Here is a 20056-nt window from a genome sequence, read left to right on the forward strand (position 1 = left end):
TGTTTTGTCGGCATTTATGGTAATTCTTTTCAGTGCTCATTTTTATACGGTTTATACATTTGCGTCTTTAGCTATCTTGTTATTTACAGCGCAGTACATCTTAAAAGTAACCTGGCTTTCCGTATTTTATATTACGTACCTGGCGCTTTTATTGCCTTTTTTTATTGTAAACGGGTTACTAACGGGTACCGGGCTGCAGGCTCCTGTTGTTTGGTATAACCCGGCACAAATCATCAATCTCCGGATGTTAACCATACCCTTTGAAGATATATTTTATGGCATGGATCTGATCCTGCTTAATATGATTATTTACACTTTCTTAATCAAAAAAAATTGCCAACCACAAAATACAGCGCAGGCATCGGTGCAACTACCTCAAATAATGCTAATTCCAACAAAAATCCATGATAAATAACGAAACATTGAATGACCGTACTATTGAACAGGTTGTAAGTGATCTTGAACAGGAACATCATAGTTCAGCGTTTAACACCCCCCTGCGGCCTGATGCATTTGAAATGGACGATGAAACTAAAATCGATCATATTGCCAGGCATTTCAGATCCATTATGGAGGTGCTGGGGATGGATCTGGATGATGATAGTTTAAAAGACACTCCTAAAAGGGTCGCCAAAATGTATGTAAAGGAAATATTCAGCGGCCTTAATCCGGCAAATAAACCCCAACCTACACTATTTAGCAATCCTTTTAAGTACAAACAGATGCTGGTGGAAAGAAATATTGCCGTATTCAGCAATTGTGAGCATCACTTTGTCCCCATTGTTGGTAAGGCCCATGTTGCTTATATCAGCAACGGGCAGGTGATCGGTTTGTCAAAATTGAACCGGATCGTTCAATATTGTTCTCAACGGCCGCAGGTACAGGAAAGGCTCACCATTCAAATAGCCAATATGCTGAAAGAGGCACTGGGCACCGGGGACGTTGCGGTTATAATAGATGCGCATCACCATTGTGTTTCAAGCCGGGGTATCAGGGATGCCGGGAGTACAACGGTAACAGCCGAATATGGCGGCCAATTCTTAAATGCCGAAACAAAAAATGAATTTCTAAAATATATAGGATCATGAATTTTGAGGGGAAAAACATACTTGTAGTCGGCGGAAGTTCAGGTATTGGCCTGTCATTGGTTAAAATGTTAAATGCTAATTATGCCACGGTATATGTCATTTCAAGGTCTGAGCCGGATAATTTGCCGGTAGGGGTTAAGCATCTGCAAACCGATATTACAGCAACACTTGATGCAATTACAGGGTTTCTGCCCGATGCATTACACGGACTAGTGTACTCAGTCGGCAGTATTAATCTTAAGCCATTCAACAGGCTTACAGAAGCCGATTTTTTAAACGACTACCGGATCAATGTTTTGGGTGCAGCACGTATTATCCAGCAATCGCTTAAACAATTAAAAAATGCAGGCAGCGCATCTGTCGTTTTGATCAGCTCAGTTGCAGCGCAAACAGGGATGCCATACCATGCAAGTATAGCTGCTGCAAAAGGCGCAGTTGAAGGCATTGCGTTGTCACTGGCTGCTGAGCTGTCCGTTAGCCAGATACGGGTAAATGTGGTAGCGCCTTCGCTTACCAACACCCCGTTGGCGCAAAACCTGCTGAACACCCCTGAAAAAAGAGAAGCGTCGGCAAAAAGGCATCCATTGGCGAAATATGGTCAGCCTGAAGATATCAGTAATGCTATAAGCTTCTTATTGTCAGACGATAGCAACTGGATCACCGGGCAGGTGATCGGCATTGACGGCGGCCTGGGTAAATTAAAAACAATTTAATATGGTAAGTATGAAGAGTGATCGGATTGGTGAACTCGATAAACAATATCGGATCAACCTGATCAATAGCTTGGTGGGTTATAAATCTTTACACCTGCTGGGCACCGCAGGCACTGATGGCATTACTAATTTATGCATGGTTAGTTCTGTGTTTCACCTTGGTTCAAACCCGCCGTTGCTGGGCCTTGTGATGCGCCCGGAACGCGACCATAATGATACGCTTCGGAATATCAGCGAAACGGGGCAATACACTTTGAATAATGTGTTACCCGAATGGTATATGCAGGCGCATCAAACCAGTGCCAGTTACCCATCACGCGTATCTGAATTCGATACTTGTGGTTTTACAAAACAATATGTTAGTGGCTTTAAAGCGCCTTTTGTAGGGCAATCCACTGTTCGTGTTGCCCTTGAACCACGTGAGTTTATCGATATGGAAATTAACGGTACTACTATTATTGTCGGGGAGATCGTCCATCTGTTAATTGAAGACAAATTGATTTGCAGTGATGGTACGGTTGATCACTGTAAAGCAAAAACAATGACAGTAGCCGGATTGGATAACTATTGCCTTCCGCAGCCGGTAGGGCGACTGGCCTATGCAAAGCCGGGAATTGAACCTCATTTGTATACAAATAACAATAAATACGTGATATAAGTGATGAAAAAGGATGCGGACGTAATTATTATTGGTGCAGGTTTAGCAGGTTTAACAGCAGCTAAAGTATTAAAGGCAGCCGGCAAATCGGTCCTGGTAATTGAAGCTTCGGATGCTGTGGGTGGCAGGGTAAGAACAGATGAAGTTGATGGCTTCCTGCTTGACCGGGGGTTCCAGGTTTTCCTGACCGCTTATCCTGAAGCGAAACGTTTTTTAGATTACGAAGCGCTGGACCTCTGCCGGTTCGACCCCGGCGCGATGATCTTAGCCAGAAAAGGTATTAGCCGGATAGGCGATCCCATGAGGAAGCCGGGTACCCTGTTGAGTACTTTGTTTTCATCAGCCGCGACATTTACGGATAAACTGCGAATGCTGCGACTGAAGTTAAAGCTTTCCCGTAAAACGATCGATGCTATTTTTGCAGAACCAGAGATCACAACCTTAGCCTACCTCAAAAAAGAAGGATTTAGCGAAACAATCATGAGCCGGTTCTTTAAGCCCTTCATGACCGGCATTTTTCTGGAGGACCAATTAAGCACATCAAGCAGGATGTTTGAATTCGTGTTTAAAATGTTTAGTGAAGGAGATGCAGCCATTCCCGCTAAAGGAATGGGGGCGATCCCATTACAATTGGCCAAGTGTTTGTCAGCAGACGAGATCTTGTTTAATCAGCGCGTATGGGCAATGGAAGACAATAACGTAACAACTACTAAGGGGGCAATTTTTCAAGGTGATTTTATACTTATTGCTACTGACCGCCTCTGTTTACCCATGCCGCTTCAACAATCTGTAAACGCCTATCATTCCGTTACCAATATTTATTTTACGGCCGATAAAAAGCCTTTTGAATTACCGTTGATCACTTTGAATAGCCTCCCTGGAAAGCTGGTAAATAATATTGCAGTAATGAACAATGTATCATCCCGCTATTCATCAAATGGGGATGCTTTAATATCGTTATCGCTCATTGGCGATCACTCGTTGACCGGCGAAAAAGAACTTTGCGCAAGTGTTATAGATGAATTGAAATACTGGTACCCCGAAGCAATTAACTGGAAGCATTTAAAAACTTATCACATTCCATATGCGTTACCAAATGACGATCATGTGCTTAATGAGCCGGTATATAAAAATATGCGTTTGAATGCCAATTGTTTTGTTTGCGGTGATTATTTGATGAATGGCTCGATAAATGCGGCCATGAAAAGCGGAAGATTGGCTGCAGAAGCCGTTATAAATACCATGGGCTAATGATGACCGGACAAAGAAATTACGGCGATAAGTTTTTAAACGTCAAAAGAAGGACCGGAGACCCGCCGGCAGATGATTTTGTGAAATATATATTTGCTGACCCTGTAAAGAAGCAGGAATTGCAGCAATTGCTGAGCGGAAATCCAGGCGCAGGCCAATTAAATTGTTTAAAAGAAGCTTATCCCGATTTTGCATTTATACGTGACGCCGCCGAATTACCCTCATGGGCTCAACCCCGGTTGATGAAAGCCGGGTCAGTTTTTTTTGTAAGGCATTCCGTAAATATCATGAGTTTACTTGGCCTGCTATCTTTACCGTACTGTTATACGGCTGCAAATGGCGCTATGGTTTTATATCTATCCGAACTTATCCGGAAACAAACTACCAAAAGGCTTTATGACACTGCCGTTTTTGTTTGGGAAGTAATGGGCCCGGATGCATTTGAAAAACAGGGCAATGCGTTTAATGAGATCCTGAAAATACGCATTATGCACGCTGCAGTTCGTTATTACACGCTTAAAAGTGATAAATGGGATGATAGCTGGGGCTTTCCAATTAACCAGGAAGATATGGCAGGAACCAATCTTTCTTTCTCTTTGATCGTGATCCGTGGGCTCCGGTTGCTTGGTATACCGGTTAGTCAGCCGGAACAGGAAGCATTTATGCATATTTGGGCTGTGATTGGTTATTTGACGGGCTTAAATGAAGATTTAATTCCTGAAAACGCCAGGCAGGCCCGGCAACTTGACGAGATGATCAAACAGCGCCAGTTCTGTGTTTCTGCGCAAGGCAAGGAACTCTCTAAATCGCTTGTTGAACACATCCTGGCGGTTAATAAAAGTAAAGCGTCGGCAAATGATATATTGGGTTTAATGCGTTACCTGCTTGGAAATGAAATTGCAGATATGCTTTCGATTAATGCCCCTGAGTTGCCCGGTTACAAACTTACGCTGATTAGAACATTGAATTTTTTGAAGACTTTTAATCCAATATTTGACAGCAGTGAAAGTTACCGAAGGGCATATGCCGGGTTTAAAATGCAGAACCCTGAACTGGCAAAAACGGGACATGTTTGAATAGTTAACCATTACTGATAACTTTACGCACCATGAAATCATACCAACTTATTCATCAGTTAATAGATCTTGTAGCCCAACTGGAAGAAGAGAACCAGGGGCAGGAAGTGTCTATTCAGGATTTTACAGGTTTTTTGTTGAATAAAGTTGGAGATCCTTCCGGGGATTTGGTGAATAGCGAAGTGAGGTTTGGAAGTAATGATACAGCCGCACTGGAGATCGCTTACCAGCTGGATAATAACATCGGCAGGTTATTTGTGTTTATGAGCCGTTACGCAAAGTATTATATCAAAAAGGCTTTAGAAGGAACTTCTTTACAAACAGGGGAGGATTTTACGGCACTGGCTATTTTACTTACCCACAATCATTTATCAAAAAGCGAGTTGATCAGCCATAATTTGCAGGAAAAAACATCAGGCACTGAAGTCATCCGGCGACTGATAGCCGCAGGATTGGTAAGGCAATGGGATGATGTAAAAGATAAAAGAAGCAAGCATATTGCGATCACAAACGAAGGCAGGGAATTGCTTTACCGGGTATTTGTGGATATGAACCGCGTTAGTAAAATGATTACAGGGAAGTTGTCGATTGCCGAAAAATTTACGCTGCAATATCTTTTACAAAAGCTGGAAAATTTTCATCTGGAACACTATGAAAAGAAAACCATAACAACCAAGGCAGACCTTATAAGCTTTATGGGAGATAACAGCGCTGGAAAATAAGCGAAACCTTACTTTGCGGTTTACCGGCACTGCCCGCATAATGGAAACAGCTTTACAAGAGCCCGCACTTAGCGGGGGGTTTTATTTTTAATACGTTTTTTAACGATTAGTCAGTTTGGTTCGTTAGTGCGTCGAAAGTGTGAAGTAAAAAAAACAGGTTGGATTTGGTAAAGCGTATGTAACATAAGCGGCTGTTGCCGTTTGATGTGGATTTTGTGCACCCGGGTGGGTGCTTCCCGAACTACTTTTTGAAAGACTTGAAGAGTCTGGCGTCTTTGAAAGATTGACGTTGGTTTCGAGCCCATTCTCCGGACAACGATATTGCCGGTATTTTTAACAAAAAAATCTTCCCCGGAATGACCGGGGTGTACAGAAAAAGGCCCTGGGAATTTAACAATTATCTAAAAACCCAGAAACAACAGGTTTTTGAATCAGGAAACAACATTTTGCCTAATCGGAACTAAAACCGTAAATGTGCTGCCGTTTTGCAGCGAGGAATCTATTTTTATGGCTCCATTAAGGCGAATGGTAAACTCTTTCGCGAGTTTTAAACCCAGACCCGACGAATCACTTCGGATACTGTTCCATTCAAACAGATTTTCAATTTGCTCATGTGTTAGTCCCGGTCCGTCGTCGGTTATACTAAATCGTACAAAATCATCATCAGGCAAAGCCGTGATTTTGATATGTCCGCCGGCGGGCGTAAATTTTATAGCATTGCTCAAAATATTCCTCAAAACGATCTTCAAAAAATTGACATCCGTTGTCAAAATCACATCTGTTTCACAATTAATGTCAATGGTGAGTTTTCGTTCTTCGGCAAAATCCCTGTACATAGTTGCCGTCAAAGTGATCAGGTCAAGTGCCGAAATAGGGCTTAAATTCAGGGAGAAGGAATTCATCTGGCTTTTGCTCCAAATTAATAAGTCCTCCATTGATTCCATTAAGTTTTCGGCAGAATTGATGATGCGCTGATTGTGCTTTTGCGCTTGAATTTCGGTTAATTTACCTGCATGATTCTTTTGAATATTCAAAAATTGAAACAAGCTATTCACCGGCGCCCTGAGATCATGACTTAAAATGCTGAAAAGCTTGGTTTTTGAGCTATTTGCTTCATTTAGTTTTTCATTTAATAGGTTGAGCGCCTCATTTTTTTCCTCAAGCAATTTGTGCGAAGTCTTTTTTTCCGTATAACTGCGGTAGAGCAAAAACGCAATTACAGATAAAAAGCCAATGATCGCTAACAAAAACCACCATTTACGTTTTTCATCTGTTAATTCAACATCCTTTAATTTACCGGCCTCCTTTAGAAGCGCTATTCTATGTTCTTTCTGGTCACTTTGATATTTTATTTCAAGGTCAGTAATGGTTTTTGCAGTAGTGGTTTGCGCCATTGAGTACTTTAAACTATCGTACTTTAACTCATATATATAGGCTTTTTGATAATTCCCGGCCTTTCCGGCAGCATCGGCCAAATAGTAGTAAATATTGGCTTCGCTATCTAAATGACCACTTTTTAAGGCCAATTCCAGTGCCTGCTGATAATAATTGATCGCCGCGCCAAATTGTTGATTGGCGGATTTTAAACTTCCAAGCTGTACAAGTGTATTATAAAAGCCCACCTCATTCTTTTTCTTCCCATAATAATCAAATGCCGCTGTTAAATAATCCCCGGCCTTTTTATATTCTTTTAACACTATCAACGTCGAGCTAACAGAAATATAGATCGCCTGCAAATTCGCAGTATCCTTAAATTGTCTGGCCAGCGAAATCCCTTTTTCAAATGCCCCCAACGATTGATCGTACTGCTTCGAAGAATAATAGTAGCCCCCCAGGTTTCTGTAATTCACTATCGAATTATTCCAGTTGCTTTTAACATACTGCGTTGCTTTGACAGCGTATTCAACGGCTTTATCAAACTTCGACAATTGATTATACATCATCGCAATTTCCATCATCTCCAAGCCCATACCAAGTGTATCCTTTTTTTCCTGGTAATATCTTAAGGTCTGAAAATATGCGTTAAGGGCTTTTTCAGGCTGATTTGTTGTAGCAAAAACATCTCCCAACTTAGCAATAAGCTGATTTTTTAAGGCGATATTTTTCATAGTATCTGCCTCGATAGTCATTTTATCTTTATAAATATTTACGGAATCGGGCTTACCTGAATCGTAATACAGCCCTGCTAACTTGATTTGGTTTGACACCAAACCAGCTTCGTTTTTTGTTTCAAACGCAAGCATTTCAGCTTTTCTGCAATAATAAATGGCACTGTCAATTTGCTGCCTTAATTGAAATCCGACGCCAACCCAACTGCTGAAATATAACATCGCCTTTTTTTTATGCTGCCGGGATGCTGCCGCCAGTTCATTTTTGGATACTATGATCAGGCTGTCAGGTTTATTTTGCTGGTACAGCCGACCTTCGAACGCAACTGTTGCAGCCGAAATACCGGATTGGTTTTTCACGGCGATCCCGGTGCCCGGCTTATTGCATTTTATTAACGACGCAACTATCAGCAAAAGGCACAAATACCACGTATATCTCATTAAACAAACTTAAATAGGTGATTTAAAAAATGGCTGCCAGTCATCGGATATCTTAATATTCCATACTTAAAAGAACCTTACTGATTTCGTTTTTAAAGGTTTTTCCAACAGGGAGCCTTAGCGAATCCAGCAATAATTCGTTTTGCTCCAGTTTCCTGATCTGGCTGATGGCCACTGCAAAGCTCCTGTGGATACGTAAAAAGCGATTTTCAGGTAGTTTTTCAAAAAAGTTTTTAAGGTTTGACAGTGTAAGGTATGTTTTAGTAGGAGTAATTACTTTGGTGTAATCTTTTAAAGCCTCCAGGTAAATGATGTCGCTTACCTTGATTTTTATCAGGTCATAACTCTCTTTGATGATTAAAAAATCTTCAGCGAAATGAATATCATAAAGCTTGGCCTTGTTTTTTATCTGCAGAAATTCGGTTGCTCGCGCCATCGATCTTGCAAAGCGTTCGGGCTTCAGCGGTTTCAACAAAAAATCAAGTGCCCGTGTTTCAAAACCTTCAATGGCATATTCAGGATATGAAGTAATAAAAATGCACAGCGGCGGATTTTTAAATGAGTTTAAAAAATCGATGCCATTGATATAAGGCATATCAATATCCAGAAATAGTAAATCTAAATTGTTTGTGTGTGTGATTTCGAGGCACTCGACCGGGTTTGAAAAACTTCCAAGTAACTTGACAAGGGGGTATTGCTCAAGGTAAGTTTCAACAGCTAATCTGTCGAGTTCATCATCATCGATAACCACACAATTGATCAATTCCATAGGCTCAGATAACGTCACAAAAGTGTTACCTAAAATATATAAAATCTTCAATCCAACCAAACTAAATATTATTTGGCGCTGTGCAGGGTGTAAAATAGCTCAGATTTGCCCAAAAAACTATAAAATAGCTTTATTTGGGCCGCGCTATGCACTTTAAAATGCAACGTTTTTGGTCAAAAACCCGGCCTTAACGCACATGATTTTGTTTTACCGCATATGTACGCCTATAAAATCCGTTCCAGGACTCAGTTTTCCGTTTTTACTTTTTGTAATAAAAGTGTAGTAGTAGGTATTGCCCTGCGAAACAGTTTTATCGGTATAGGCCTGAATGCCCGGATCGAGCGTAGCAATTACTTGCGGCGATTGCCCCTCTATGGCGCGCGAAATTTGAATTGCTGCGATATCTACTCCCAGCGGGTTGTTCCAGCTGATCTCAACGGCCCCCTGCAATGGTATCAGTTTAATATTCGAAACAGCTGCAAGTGTTTCTTCCGATAGGGTATACCCGGCTTCAGGGCTGGCGCTCCCTAATTTTCGTCCATCCATGGATACAGTCTTTACAGTATAGTGGTAAACGCCGGGTGCGCTGGCTGTTGTATCCGTAAACGTATTCATATTTATTCGGATCAATTGCTGGCTTATCCTTTGCGGTACCGAAGTTTTCCCTCCTGCAGTAACACTTCTGAAAACTGCATAGCCCAGGAATGTTTTTGATTCTGAACGCATATCCGGCCAAAACAATTGTACCTGATTGTGATCGGTTTTCCTGGCCGATAATTTATATGGGATAGGTAATGCGATGACCGACAATGTGGAGGTAAACAAAGTGTCGGATTTGGGGCTGATCGCGTAAGATGTATTTTCATCGGCTATTGCATAGGCATAGGTTACGGCAGCCCCGCTTACCGGCAATACGTCAGTAAAACTTACCCTGGCACTATCGGTTACTATGGGTGGCCCAAGTTGCTTAAGTTCGCCCGTGCGCCTATTAGCACGGTACACAAAATAGGCTCTTGTATCCGGCTCATTTTTCTCCCACGAAAGGATCACCTTATCGTTGTCCTGCCGCAATTGAACATTAAGCGGCGGGTAAAGGTTTTTATCGCTCGCCTTTAATATCCCCGGCACGCGTGGCGATGCAGTTGATGTTTCATAATTGCCGTTAAGTTTAACGGTATAATAGTATGTGGTAATAGGCTTAACATTATAGTCATAATACGAAGTATCCGTAGCGCTAACGCTGCCCAACTTTGTATAGGTACCATTAAAAGTTGCACTCTTATAAATATCGATCGAGGTGATATTTTTAGTATCGGCTAATTTCCAACCAAGCCTTACCGCCCGTCTTTTCTCGTCAGAATATGTCCTGAACTGGTGTACCGATGGTACAATACTTTTTTCGGCAACATCAAATGCTTTTAATTCAGGCGAGGCAAAGCCTTTATTTCCGGCCGCATCAATTGGTTGCACTACATACGTATAAGGCACCTTCGGCATGGCCGAATTATCATTAAACCCAATTAATAGCTGCCCGCCACGGCTTATAAATAAAGGTGTTACGTTTATTTCTTCAAACCCGCCCCGCAAATAATAACTTCTTAAAATTTTGCAGCGGGTCATCTGCCCTTTGTCAAGCACCCTGAATTCACCGTATATGCCGCCCATTGCAGGCTTAATAAGGGATGGCTTAATGTCAGTGATAAACTTTTTTACCGGGAACCTGATGATATTGGTGGCGTTCTCCGGATTGCCCTCGGCGCCGTTTACCTGTACCCTATACCGGTATGTTGTTGCGCTGTCTGCCTCCGCATCATACCAGGCTGTTCCTGTAGCTGCTCTCAATGGCAGGTCATTCTGCATCTCGGGTGGCGAATTGTTAATGATATTAGCTGAAACCCTGTCCCAAACCGCCTGTAATCTTTCCTGGCCAAGGGGTTGAATATCTAAACCTGCTGCTTTTTCATTATAAAGCAAATCGGCCTGGATCTGTTCTTTCGAGGCGGGCATCTTAACGGTAGCCACTTTTATCCATTCACCGCCATTTTTTTGCCTGGCGATGATGTAATTAAAATTCTTAGGCAATTTATCACCACAGATCACCCAGATGCCATGCGGACCTGCGATAGCGTCAAGACTCGTTTTTTGACCCATACACAACGTTACCGCCCCGCAAACTAATACTAAAACTAAACCCGATATTTGTTTAAATATTTTCATGTCTATTCCTATTCAACGTTAGCGTTTTTTGTACATATCACGGCGTTTCCATCATCAACAATGGCAAAATGAAGGTACGAGTCATTGTGTTTCAGCTGGAAATTTACCTTAGCTCCTTTTTGGGCCGAAATTGATTGGGTCCCGATGATCGGGATATACTGGCTCACCGTAAATTTCACCGTTACCCCCGCATCGCCATTTACGGCAAAGCCTGTTTGGGTATACGAAGCAACCGCCGTCAGATGCGCGCTTAATCCGCCCGATACCGAGGTGCCGGTTATGGAGGTAAGGCCTGCGTTTACAGAACCATGAGCGCCCAGCAGGGCCATATAGTCTTTGTTGTTAAAGTTGGCGCCAACAGATGCTTCCACGCCCAGGTCGGCGTTAAAATAAACCGCCGCTATGCCTATGTCAACACCATCGTGTTCATTGATGACGTCAACCCCGCCCGTCAAAAAGAAACCTTTAAAGCCTGTACGGTTGGCATCCAGCCAGCAGAGGCTGTTTTTTGCATGGCTGAATTGGGTTACCGTAGTAACATTATCCTCAGTTAGGTCGGTGTTGCCCAAAAGCAAACCAATGTTAATTAAGCCGAAGCCATCTTTAAAAATAGTGCCTGTATTCAACTGGCCTGAACCCAGCAGTAACATGCCATTTGGCCCCATTGCAGCCTGGATATCGCCGGTAAAATAATACTGCCCGAACTGAATATTGTCCATGTGCAGGCTGCCCCGTAATTCATGTGAAGGGAAATCATAGATCAGTGCCAGGTTGCCCAGTGGTGTGTTAATATTATTCATTTGTACGCTGCTGGTTGTTACCTGCAGGTCGCCCAGTACATTAAATGTCATAATGGTTGGATCCTTTTGCATCTTATCAGCCGTGCCACCATTTTCGCTGTTTGATTTAGGGTCACTCATCGGGCCCGAAAAGGTTAATGTACCCCAATCATTTGTAGCAGGGTCAACTTTCATTTGATTGTTTTTGGTGCCGGTGATCACCAGTGCCAGGTCATTTGGTCCCGCTTCGCCATCCCCATCCATCCGCAGGTTATACCCCTGTTTCAACGCAATCGTACCATTATCATTCAACGGATCATTAGCATCAGCCCCTATTTTTGATCCAAAGCTTAGGGTACATGGTATAGGATTAAATTTACCAGGTTCAACAACCTTGCCTGTAATGGTGGTGATATAGTCTTTTGATTTAAATAAGGCACCCTTGTCCGATGTAAATTGAACGTAGCCCTTTCCCTCAAAGTTTATCGGCTTAAAGTTACCGGCATCGGCATCAATCGTATTGCCTGTTTTTATATATTGTAAACTTAGTGCGCTGCTTCCTACACGCGGCACATCAATAACCGCCGTTCCATTAATGGAAAATGCGCCGATGTCACTCGTGAGTGATGCCGGATAAAAGGTAAATTTGTTATTTTTGTACATTTTTATGCCAGCCTGTGTTTGCGCCAGGTTAATTAAATTCTCGTTATTATAACTAACCAGTTGAAAGTAATCGACGTTAATATTTGTCGCACTAAATTTTCCCGGAATTTCAGGTAAGGGGATTATGGCTGCAGGTGTCTGCTCATCTTTGGCAGAGGCAGATAAGCGCCAGTGGCCTTTATGATCGCTGCCACAGGCATCATCAAATAAAAAATGCGTGCGGGACGTGTCAATACCGGTAAGGTTAACAAGGCCACCACCCAGCGAAATGTTCTGCACCTTAAAATTATCCAGTTCAAAAAGATCGCTCCTGAGTTTAAAATTCCCAACAGGCACATCTACTATTTTAGTACTCACATAGCTGTTATTTGATGAAATACCGCCAAATTTTGGGTCAATTGTCCAATCTTTTACTATTAACTGCCAGGTTTGCAGGTTTACTACTATCGCATCCTCGCCTTTGGTCGGCTTAACGGAGTATCCGTCGAGTGTCATGTTTTTTATATGGATAGCGGCATAGCCCAAATCGCTGTGCGGTATATTGGCTTTAAAGTTAATGTCCAGGTGAAAAAGTTTGTCGCCAGGGTCGATATAGGAATTAGCCGGGTCGGCAGTCGTATTAAATCCAAGAAACTTAAATTTTAACGGATTGCCTTTTTCATCAGCAAGGTGATAACTACTATTTTGCGCTGGTGTATTGTAAATAGCCGGGATGATCATTGGTTTGGCATCAGGGCCACGTGCCTGAACGTTCAGCAAATGGAACGAAATAGGCTGCTGCGTAACTGAGTCCTGGAAACTTAAATAACTTGACGGGTAGTTAAAAGAATTGTCGACAATACTCACGTAAGCATTGACTTCGCCACCGGTCGCACTTTTTTCAATTGATAAAGGAAGTGGTAAATATTTAAAGTTATTCGGGCTTTCCAGTTTTACGTTGTACTGATCAAGGTATTTCATCTTTAACACAGTAGTGGCTTCCAAAGGTACTGCAGCCAAAGTTGGCTCATAGGGTTTTCCATTATTACTGGCAAATGCCACCTCGTCAACTCTTATTTTTTCAGTTCCTCCAAGGAGCTTAAACTCCGAATTGTTTTTGCTGATGTCAACCAGACCAGTTACCTTATAGGTATTGTTAACCGATTTTTCGATATGTTCAACGGTTAAAGGAAAGCCGTAAACAGATTTAATTACGGGTCCATCGAATGTAAGAAGGTCAAAATTCAGGGTAGTTGATTTGTTGTCGCCGCCATAGCGCAACTCGGCGGGTTTAACCTGTCCGTTTACTGTAACATTGGTATCAAGCGTTGCATGAATTTGCACCTGCTGATGATCATAGCTAATCGGGATCCCGCGGATGTGATAATAGCCATTCTTGTCAGTACGGGCCTCAAGTAATGAAACAGCATTTGCGCCGCCTTCCGTTTTTGGGTTATAACTAACATCGGTTTGTCCGCTATAATCCAGGTAAACCCTGGCGTTGGCAACATTTTTATTGTTGTAGGATACCGTACCGCCGATGGATGCCCCCTGAGACAGTGTAACAGTATAATGCTGCTGATCGCGGCTCTCTTCATTTTTCAAATTGAATACTTGCGGAATATACCCTTCGGCACCAGTGTTGATTACCTGTATGGTAAAATTATTGACCGATACGTTTTCAAAATCAAAGCTGATGGTTGATTTGTCGTCGTCATATACCGGCTTATAATTGTCATAAAGCGCTTTCTGGTTTTTCATTTCAGCCAAACCAAGCCCCGAATAGTTATTACTTATATGAATATTGTTAATAACGATCTGAAAATCGCTGACTTTTATTTTGGTATGATATTGATCATTTAAATGAAACACCATCCGGTGATGACGCTTGTATAAAAGAATCTGCGAAGGAATCGGTTGCGCTGATTTAACCGCTATTTTTTCTTCAAAATAGGCTAGGTCCGTCGGGTAAATATGGATCGTGTCGGTAGCTACACTTGATATTTTAAATTTATACTGCCCCAGGTTATCGCTTTGGTATGTGGTGCTGTCTTTGGTCATTGATACGCCCGTCACCCTGGTCTTAGTATCAGCATCAAACGTAGTAAAGTTTACTTCGCGGCCGGGCATCAGCCTGCTGATATTAAAATAATTCTGGCCAAACGCATTCATGGGTGGGTTGGCTTTATAATAGGGCATGAAGTTATACCCCAATTGAATTACAGATATCCATAATGCCGTATTGTCAGCCCATTTAAAATGCTTTTTGGGGTCGTTATTTACTTCATAGTATCCATTTTCATCCGCAATAACTGTGGTGTCGCAATGCGCAAACAAAAACGGTCCTGCCCTCAAAAGCACCAGTCCACCCGGAATCGGTTTATTGGTATTGTCGTTGATGATCCTGCCTGCAATACGGCTGTAAACAGGTTCTACCTTAATGGTCATTGTATTATTTTCCCTATAGTATAATTGCTGGCTTACCACTTTGAATTTACCTGATGCGGAACTGTTTCCGGGTGAAACCTGTACCATATACTGCGAATATGCGTTGTAGTAATCGTAAGTAGGGGGTATCAGCCTTAAATTTCCAAGTTCCACGATATGCCCTTTAGCCGGATCGACGGTTAGTTGAAATGAATGATCAATAACCCATTCCTCGGGCTTTGTATTTTGGTCAGCACCGCTGAAACCCGCACTCGGCAGGGGGTCAAACCTGTGTTTAAACGACCCTTCGCCATCAGGAATAAATTCGCCTGCAGTGAGCGGATGCCGATAAACAGTTACCAACGCGCCATTTAATAAATTTGAAGAATCAGGTGAATTGTTGGTGACCTTTATCGTATATTTTTCCAGCTCCTTAACTTGCGTTACAATAACACCAAGGTCAAGCGTTTGAAACGGCTGAACTACAAAGTAGTTCGCCGAATTTGCCGGATAATTGGCCTGGGTAATTACTGCAGGGATGCTATCAATGGTAAAATAGCGGCGTAAGCTCCCCGAACCCCCTATGTCCTGCCCCTGTTCGAATGGCTCTTCTGCCGGCGATGGGCCATTAATTGCTTTAACCGCTGGCACATCCGTGGCAATACCCGCGTTGGAAGGATCTGTATTTTTCAGATCATTGATAGTGTTATTTATGTACAAGCCTTTAATGCCCCCCATACCTTTTGAAAAATCCAGTCCATCAACAGCGCCATTACCTATATTATTTCCGCCGTCGCCAGCATCCTTACCCGCCTGTGTATGCAAATTGTTGATCTTGCCATTTCCCAAATCTCCATTCAACCCGCCACAAGGGTTCCCTGACACAGTGGCTTGTACCCCAGGCACAGTGCCCGCCTGGTTCATCGTCAAAACGGTAATATCAAAATTCCCCTGCGCATCAGTAATGCCCTGTCCGACGGTGATATTTCTATACTGATCACTGATGTCATAATCCGTTATTACAGGTAAACCGTTTGCCCCTTTACTTATTTGCTTATAGGTTACCGTCTGGCAATTGTCGGGACTGATGCCGTTGTCCGAAATTGGCGATAATCGGTAGGTGACAAATACTTTATGATTTGCATAGGGATGCAAAACACCCGGTAGGCTTGGCCACTGGTACATAACTTTGCCCTTAACATGGGCGATGGGTGGTTTCTGCGAAATAATATGGTAATCCGCCTTTGTTTTAAAATACGTGCCTGCTTCTCCTGATGGGTTAAAAGAGAACAATTGTTCGGGGCCTGATAATTCGCTTTGATGGTTGATACCGGTATCAGGCAAAATAGCTTTTATATAATACCCGTCATCTTTCTCAAAATTGCACAGCAAATGGTCAAACACGACTGTAGATGCGCCGGTAACGCTGCTATGGGTTTGGCCTTCAGCAACCAGTAAAAAATGACCGTTGAGGCCATAGGCGCTTAATTTTCCAATATCCTGGTTATAATACGGTGTGCCCGGTGCACCAACTGTAGTACCGGCTTCATAAAACGGTATATCAATGGCTTTCGCTTTACGATAAATAATAACACGCGTTCCATCAGGCACCCTGGCGATGGTGTCAACCGTCATAGTATCCACAGGCAGATCTGTATAATATCCGGAATTCTGTTCACCGAAAAGATCTTTATAATCCTGTTCGTTTATTTTAGGCGGAAAGCCCTTTTTTACATTTACGGTGAGCGTATTGCTGTAGGCCAGTGTTTTTATATCACCTAATTTCAGCGTATCCTGAATTGCCTGTACCACCTGGTTGTTTGCCGCATATTTTATTGGTGGAATTTTTAATATAACGACGTTGCTTCCTGGCTGACGGTAATAGGGGTTGTTGATCCGAACCAGCAAGTATTTTTTTCCTGTGTCAGACGTTCCTTGTGTTAATTGCACGCTGAAATTACCGTTGCCGTCTGTAGTTGCCGATGAATAATCTTTATCATTGGCTATGCGCCCGGGTTTGGGGTTATCAGAAAGCTGAACGGTAATACTGGCATTATTTGCCCCGTGCACGGTCCCTATGCTATCCAACGCGTATACTAACCGGCCGCGGATGTTTAGTTTTGGCGCAGCGGCATCCTGTTCGTCTTTCAACAACCAGGGGCACGATGTAGCTTTTTCAATTACATGTCCGTTTATATCAAACGAGGTTACGGCTACTATATATTGTTTACCAATTACAAAGCCATCATTTAATGCCGTCCCTTTGGTTATCGAAAAATTTTGGAGCGGGGCATCTACTGTATATGTTTTTACTTTGGTTTTATCCGCTAAACTAAAATCAAGTTGGTATTTACCCAGTTTTACAGGCCCGCTGGCAGTAGCTATCTGGTCGTAGTGCTTGATCAGCATGGTATCAAGCGTACCAAATTTCTGAATAGATGCAACCTGGTTTTGCCATAGCCAGGCCATTTGCAGGTTAACATTTGGCCCCAATAAAACAGTGGGGGTAGGGGTGTCACAAGATGGCGTGGTTACAAAAAGGTTGGCTTGTTGTGCGAGCCGAACCGGTGGCCCGCCATCATTATTTACATAAGTGAATGACGAAGCCGGACTGATCCCATTATGTTTAAAAACTATTTTTCCGCTGGGGTCACTGGCCGAAACACGCCAGGCATATTTTCTCCCCGGTATTAATTGCAGATTTAATGCACCATATAAGTATGAATAGCTGCTTACGGTTTGCGATAACATTGGGAAACTGGTAGCATCCAGTACATGATTCGGGTCTGCATTAACATCAGGCATTTCGGCAAGCTCGATATGATATTGCGTACCCAAAGGCACCGCGGCAGGGTTGAACCAGCTAAATATTAATGATTGCGGAAATGTGGCCTGAACGACCTTGCCGGGTGAGGATAATACAGGTGCATCCGGATAGGTTATGGGAAGGAATGAGCACCCTGTTCCGGGTGCGGAAAGGACGGTATGATTATCATTATAATCTATCGCGTTTATGCAAAAAGAGTAGTTGCCTTCCGGTATACGGGAGGTGAGCGCCAGCGTGTTGATATCAATACCTTTAACGCTCAGGTTATTAATGTCAAATATATCTTTTAGCCGGTTACCGTTTAATTGTACAATCTCATGCGGACCAAGTATCAATGGCTGTAGCGGTACAAAGTTATCCCTCGTGTGGATATCTACGCTCCTGCTTTCAAGCCGACCGCTCAATTTTATTTTTAAAGTGTTCTGGGTTAAATTTTGAACAATCACCAGCACTTTTGACGCATTTACCCCCGAATAGTCTGCATAGTAAGGCGAATATGGCGGGAACAAGTTGGTAGAAATGTTTACCTGCTGGGCAGATACTTTGAGTATGCTTACAACTAACAAGAGCGTAAGCAACCAGTTTTTGGTTTTTATCACTTTTAACAATTTCTGTTTTATTTTCATAGCGTTAAAAGGCATGGGTAAGGTTAAAAATTGTACGTTCTTCATTAAATGAAGGCAGGGTGATGTCTTTTGAATTGCTTCTCAGGTACATAAACGAGAGGTTCAATGCGTCGCGTTTTGATAGGCGGTAGGAACCATTTAACACGCTGTTAACCACGGTTCCAGCGTTGAGATTATTATTTTGCTGCTGCTGGTAACTTAGGTTTGCACTAATATTAAGCTTGCCATTGTCTATCAATTTATTTACGCCCAATGAAGGGCCCGTCAGCACCGTGTGCATTAAAGGCATGTCGGCGATCGTATAACTATAACTTGCGTTGATGCTAAATCCTGTTTTCAAAAATCCAAGCTGGTACGATAAATTCGCCGTTTTACTATTCGTTTCATTCTGCGGGGAAGTAAAATGGTTAAGATCGACCAGTGACTGAATATTGCCTAATAATATGATGCTATGCGAAAGGCTGTCGGCGTTTATGGTATATCTCAGGATCCCGTTAACATTATAATTTGTACGAGCCACCCTGAAGGTATCCACCAGGGGATTTAGGCCCCTGTCCTGGGTAATGCCATAATTGGAATAATTGATGCTGGCCCCGTAATTCGGAACATTATATGACAGCATCAGGGAGCTGATGCTGCGATGAGATGTAAATTCGCGATCGTGCATCAGGTTATCCTGCTGAAATCCAATGCTGCCTGAAACCTGCACTTTGTTACTCAGCAGGCTGATACCACCGTCGACTGTATAATTGGCGACATCGGTTTCAAAATAATAAGCGCCCATTGATTTATAATCCGGATCAACGCGGCGGTATTGTAACCCCAGGCTATAATTTTTATTTTGATAACTGAGCTGTGTTTGGGCCGCTGTAAGTAATTGAGATGAGGAATTAATGGTGATAAGCTTTTTTATAAACTCCGCTTTTTGCAGTTGCAGATTGGCTAGCGTATCTGAAAGTAAGTTCCGGGTATATAAACTTCCAGCGACATCAAAGGTCCATACAAAGTGTTGCAAAAACGACCATTTTGAAGAAATGCCCAGTACAATATTTGCTGCCGGAGTTAACCCGGGCGCCGTTAATATTTGATGGAGCGAACCGGCATCATCCCTGGCGCTCAGGTAAGTAAAATCCAAATGGTTCCGTTCGGTTCCGTAGCCGATTCTAGCGGCATAACCCGTGCGTTTGTACGCCGGCGTTTGAAACAACGAATGGTTTGTTGTATCCAGGGCTATCGCTTTATTAAATCGTCCGGCGACAAAACCTAGTCGGAATTTCCCTGGATTTGCTTCTATACCACCGCCCAAGAAGTTGTAGCCCGCAAGTGTAAAAGGCGACCAGGAAATACTTTGCCAGCCGGCGTGCATGGTTATCCACTTATATGTCGGGCTGATGCCATATTGGTTAAATGGCTGACGGAAGCCCCGTTGCTGATCGCTAACGACTATATTAAACGGAAATTGGATACCATAAACGGATAATACAGGAGCCCCGGTAAAAAGATAGGAAAAGCTTCGTTCACGAGGGCTTACGTTATTTGAAAAATATGTTCCCAGGCCCACCCCGAAAACGCCGCTTATGGTTACAGGTTTTTGCTGCGTCAAATTCGCAATGTCCTGTGCGCAAGCCAGCATAGCAAGCATGCTTAATTGGAAAAATAGCAGCAAACTAATTGTTATCGGTTTCATTTACAAGGTGTAATGGCCAAATGGT

The 20056-nt window shown here is 42.7% G+C and carries 12 protein-coding genes; 7 read left to right on the forward strand and 5 right to left on the reverse strand.

Annotation, left to right across the window (positions count from 1 at the left end):
- The first annotated feature begins 4 nt into the window (after nt 1-4).
- From MgSA37_RS09260 to MgSA37_RS09290, 7 genes are read left to right on the forward strand one after another with little or no spacing between them, the layout of a single operon-like run.
- Nucleotides 5-415 (forward strand): lycopene cyclase domain-containing protein, encoded by a 411-nt coding sequence (locus tag MgSA37_RS09260; RefSeq protein WP_157750510.1) that lies wholly within the window; start codon nt 5-7, stop codon nt 413-415.
- Nucleotides 405-1088: a GTP cyclohydrolase I FolE gene (gene folE, locus MgSA37_RS09265; protein WP_096351421.1), complete on the forward strand. Its 684-nt coding sequence runs from the start codon at nt 405-407 to the stop codon at nt 1086-1088. The genes MgSA37_RS09260 and folE overlap by 11 nt, the downstream gene beginning before the upstream one ends.
- Entirely contained in the window at nt 1085-1801 is a 717-nt protein-coding gene (locus MgSA37_RS09270) for an SDR family NAD(P)-dependent oxidoreductase (RefSeq protein WP_096351422.1), read from the forward strand. Before folE ends, MgSA37_RS09270 begins: the two co-directional genes overlap by 4 nt.
- A gap of 10 nt (nt 1802-1811) precedes the next feature.
- On the forward strand, nt 1812-2459 hold the full coding sequence (locus MgSA37_RS09275; RefSeq protein WP_232010822.1) for a flavin reductase family protein: 648 nt from the start codon (nt 1812-1814) through the stop codon (nt 2457-2459).
- A 3-nt stretch (nt 2460-2462) separates the two neighbouring features.
- Entirely contained in the window at nt 2463-3710 is a 1248-nt protein-coding gene (locus MgSA37_RS09280; protein ID WP_096351425.1) for an NAD(P)/FAD-dependent oxidoreductase, read from the forward strand.
- Nucleotides 3710-4786 carry an oxygenase MpaB family protein gene (locus tag MgSA37_RS09285; protein WP_096351426.1) on the forward strand — a complete coding sequence of 359 codons (1077 nt, stop codon included), beginning with the start codon at nt 3710-3712 and terminating at the stop codon, nt 4784-4786. The genes MgSA37_RS09280 and MgSA37_RS09285 overlap by 1 nt, the downstream gene beginning before the upstream one ends.
- A gap of 32 nt (nt 4787-4818) precedes the next feature.
- On the forward strand, nt 4819-5508 hold the full coding sequence (locus MgSA37_RS09290; RefSeq protein WP_096351428.1) for a MarR family winged helix-turn-helix transcriptional regulator: 690 nt from the start codon (nt 4819-4821) through the stop codon (nt 5506-5508).
- 431 nt (nt 5509-5939) lie between these two features.
- On the opposite strand, the gene MgSA37_RS09295 is transcribed toward MgSA37_RS09290, so the two are convergent.
- The 5 genes from MgSA37_RS09295 to MgSA37_RS09315 all read right to left on the reverse strand — a co-directional run bounded on the left by MgSA37_RS09295 (nt 5940) and on the right by MgSA37_RS09315 (nt 20031).
- Complete coding sequence (locus MgSA37_RS09295; protein ID WP_096351429.1) at nt 5940-8057, reverse strand: tetratricopeptide repeat-containing sensor histidine kinase; 2118 nt, start codon at nt 8055-8057, stop codon at nt 5940-5942.
- A 52-nt stretch (nt 8058-8109) separates the two neighbouring features.
- Nucleotides 8110-8826, reverse strand: a complete 717-nt coding sequence (locus MgSA37_RS09300) for a LytR/AlgR family response regulator transcription factor (RefSeq protein ID WP_096351431.1) — start codon at nt 8824-8826, stop codon at nt 8110-8112.
- A 207-nt stretch (nt 8827-9033) separates the two neighbouring features.
- Nucleotides 9034-11043 carry a fibronectin type III domain-containing protein gene (locus MgSA37_RS09305; protein ID WP_157750511.1) on the reverse strand — a complete coding sequence of 670 codons (2010 nt, stop codon included), beginning with the start codon at nt 11041-11043 and terminating at the stop codon, nt 9034-9036.
- A gap of 8 nt (nt 11044-11051) precedes the next feature.
- A complete protein-coding gene (locus MgSA37_RS09310) occupies nt 11052-18389 on the reverse strand; it encodes a hypothetical protein (RefSeq protein WP_157750512.1) in 7338 nt (2445 codons plus the stop codon).
- A complete protein-coding gene (locus tag MgSA37_RS09315; RefSeq protein ID WP_096351435.1) occupies nt 18349-20031 on the reverse strand; it encodes a hypothetical protein in 1683 nt (560 codons plus the stop codon). The genes MgSA37_RS09310 and MgSA37_RS09315 overlap by 41 nt, the downstream gene beginning before the upstream one ends.
- Between the last annotated feature and the right edge of the window lie 25 nt (nt 20032-20056).

The sequence above is a fragment of the Mucilaginibacter gotjawali genome (assembly GCF_002355435.1).
GTDB lineage: Bacteria > Bacteroidota > Bacteroidia > Sphingobacteriales > Sphingobacteriaceae > Mucilaginibacter > Mucilaginibacter gotjawali.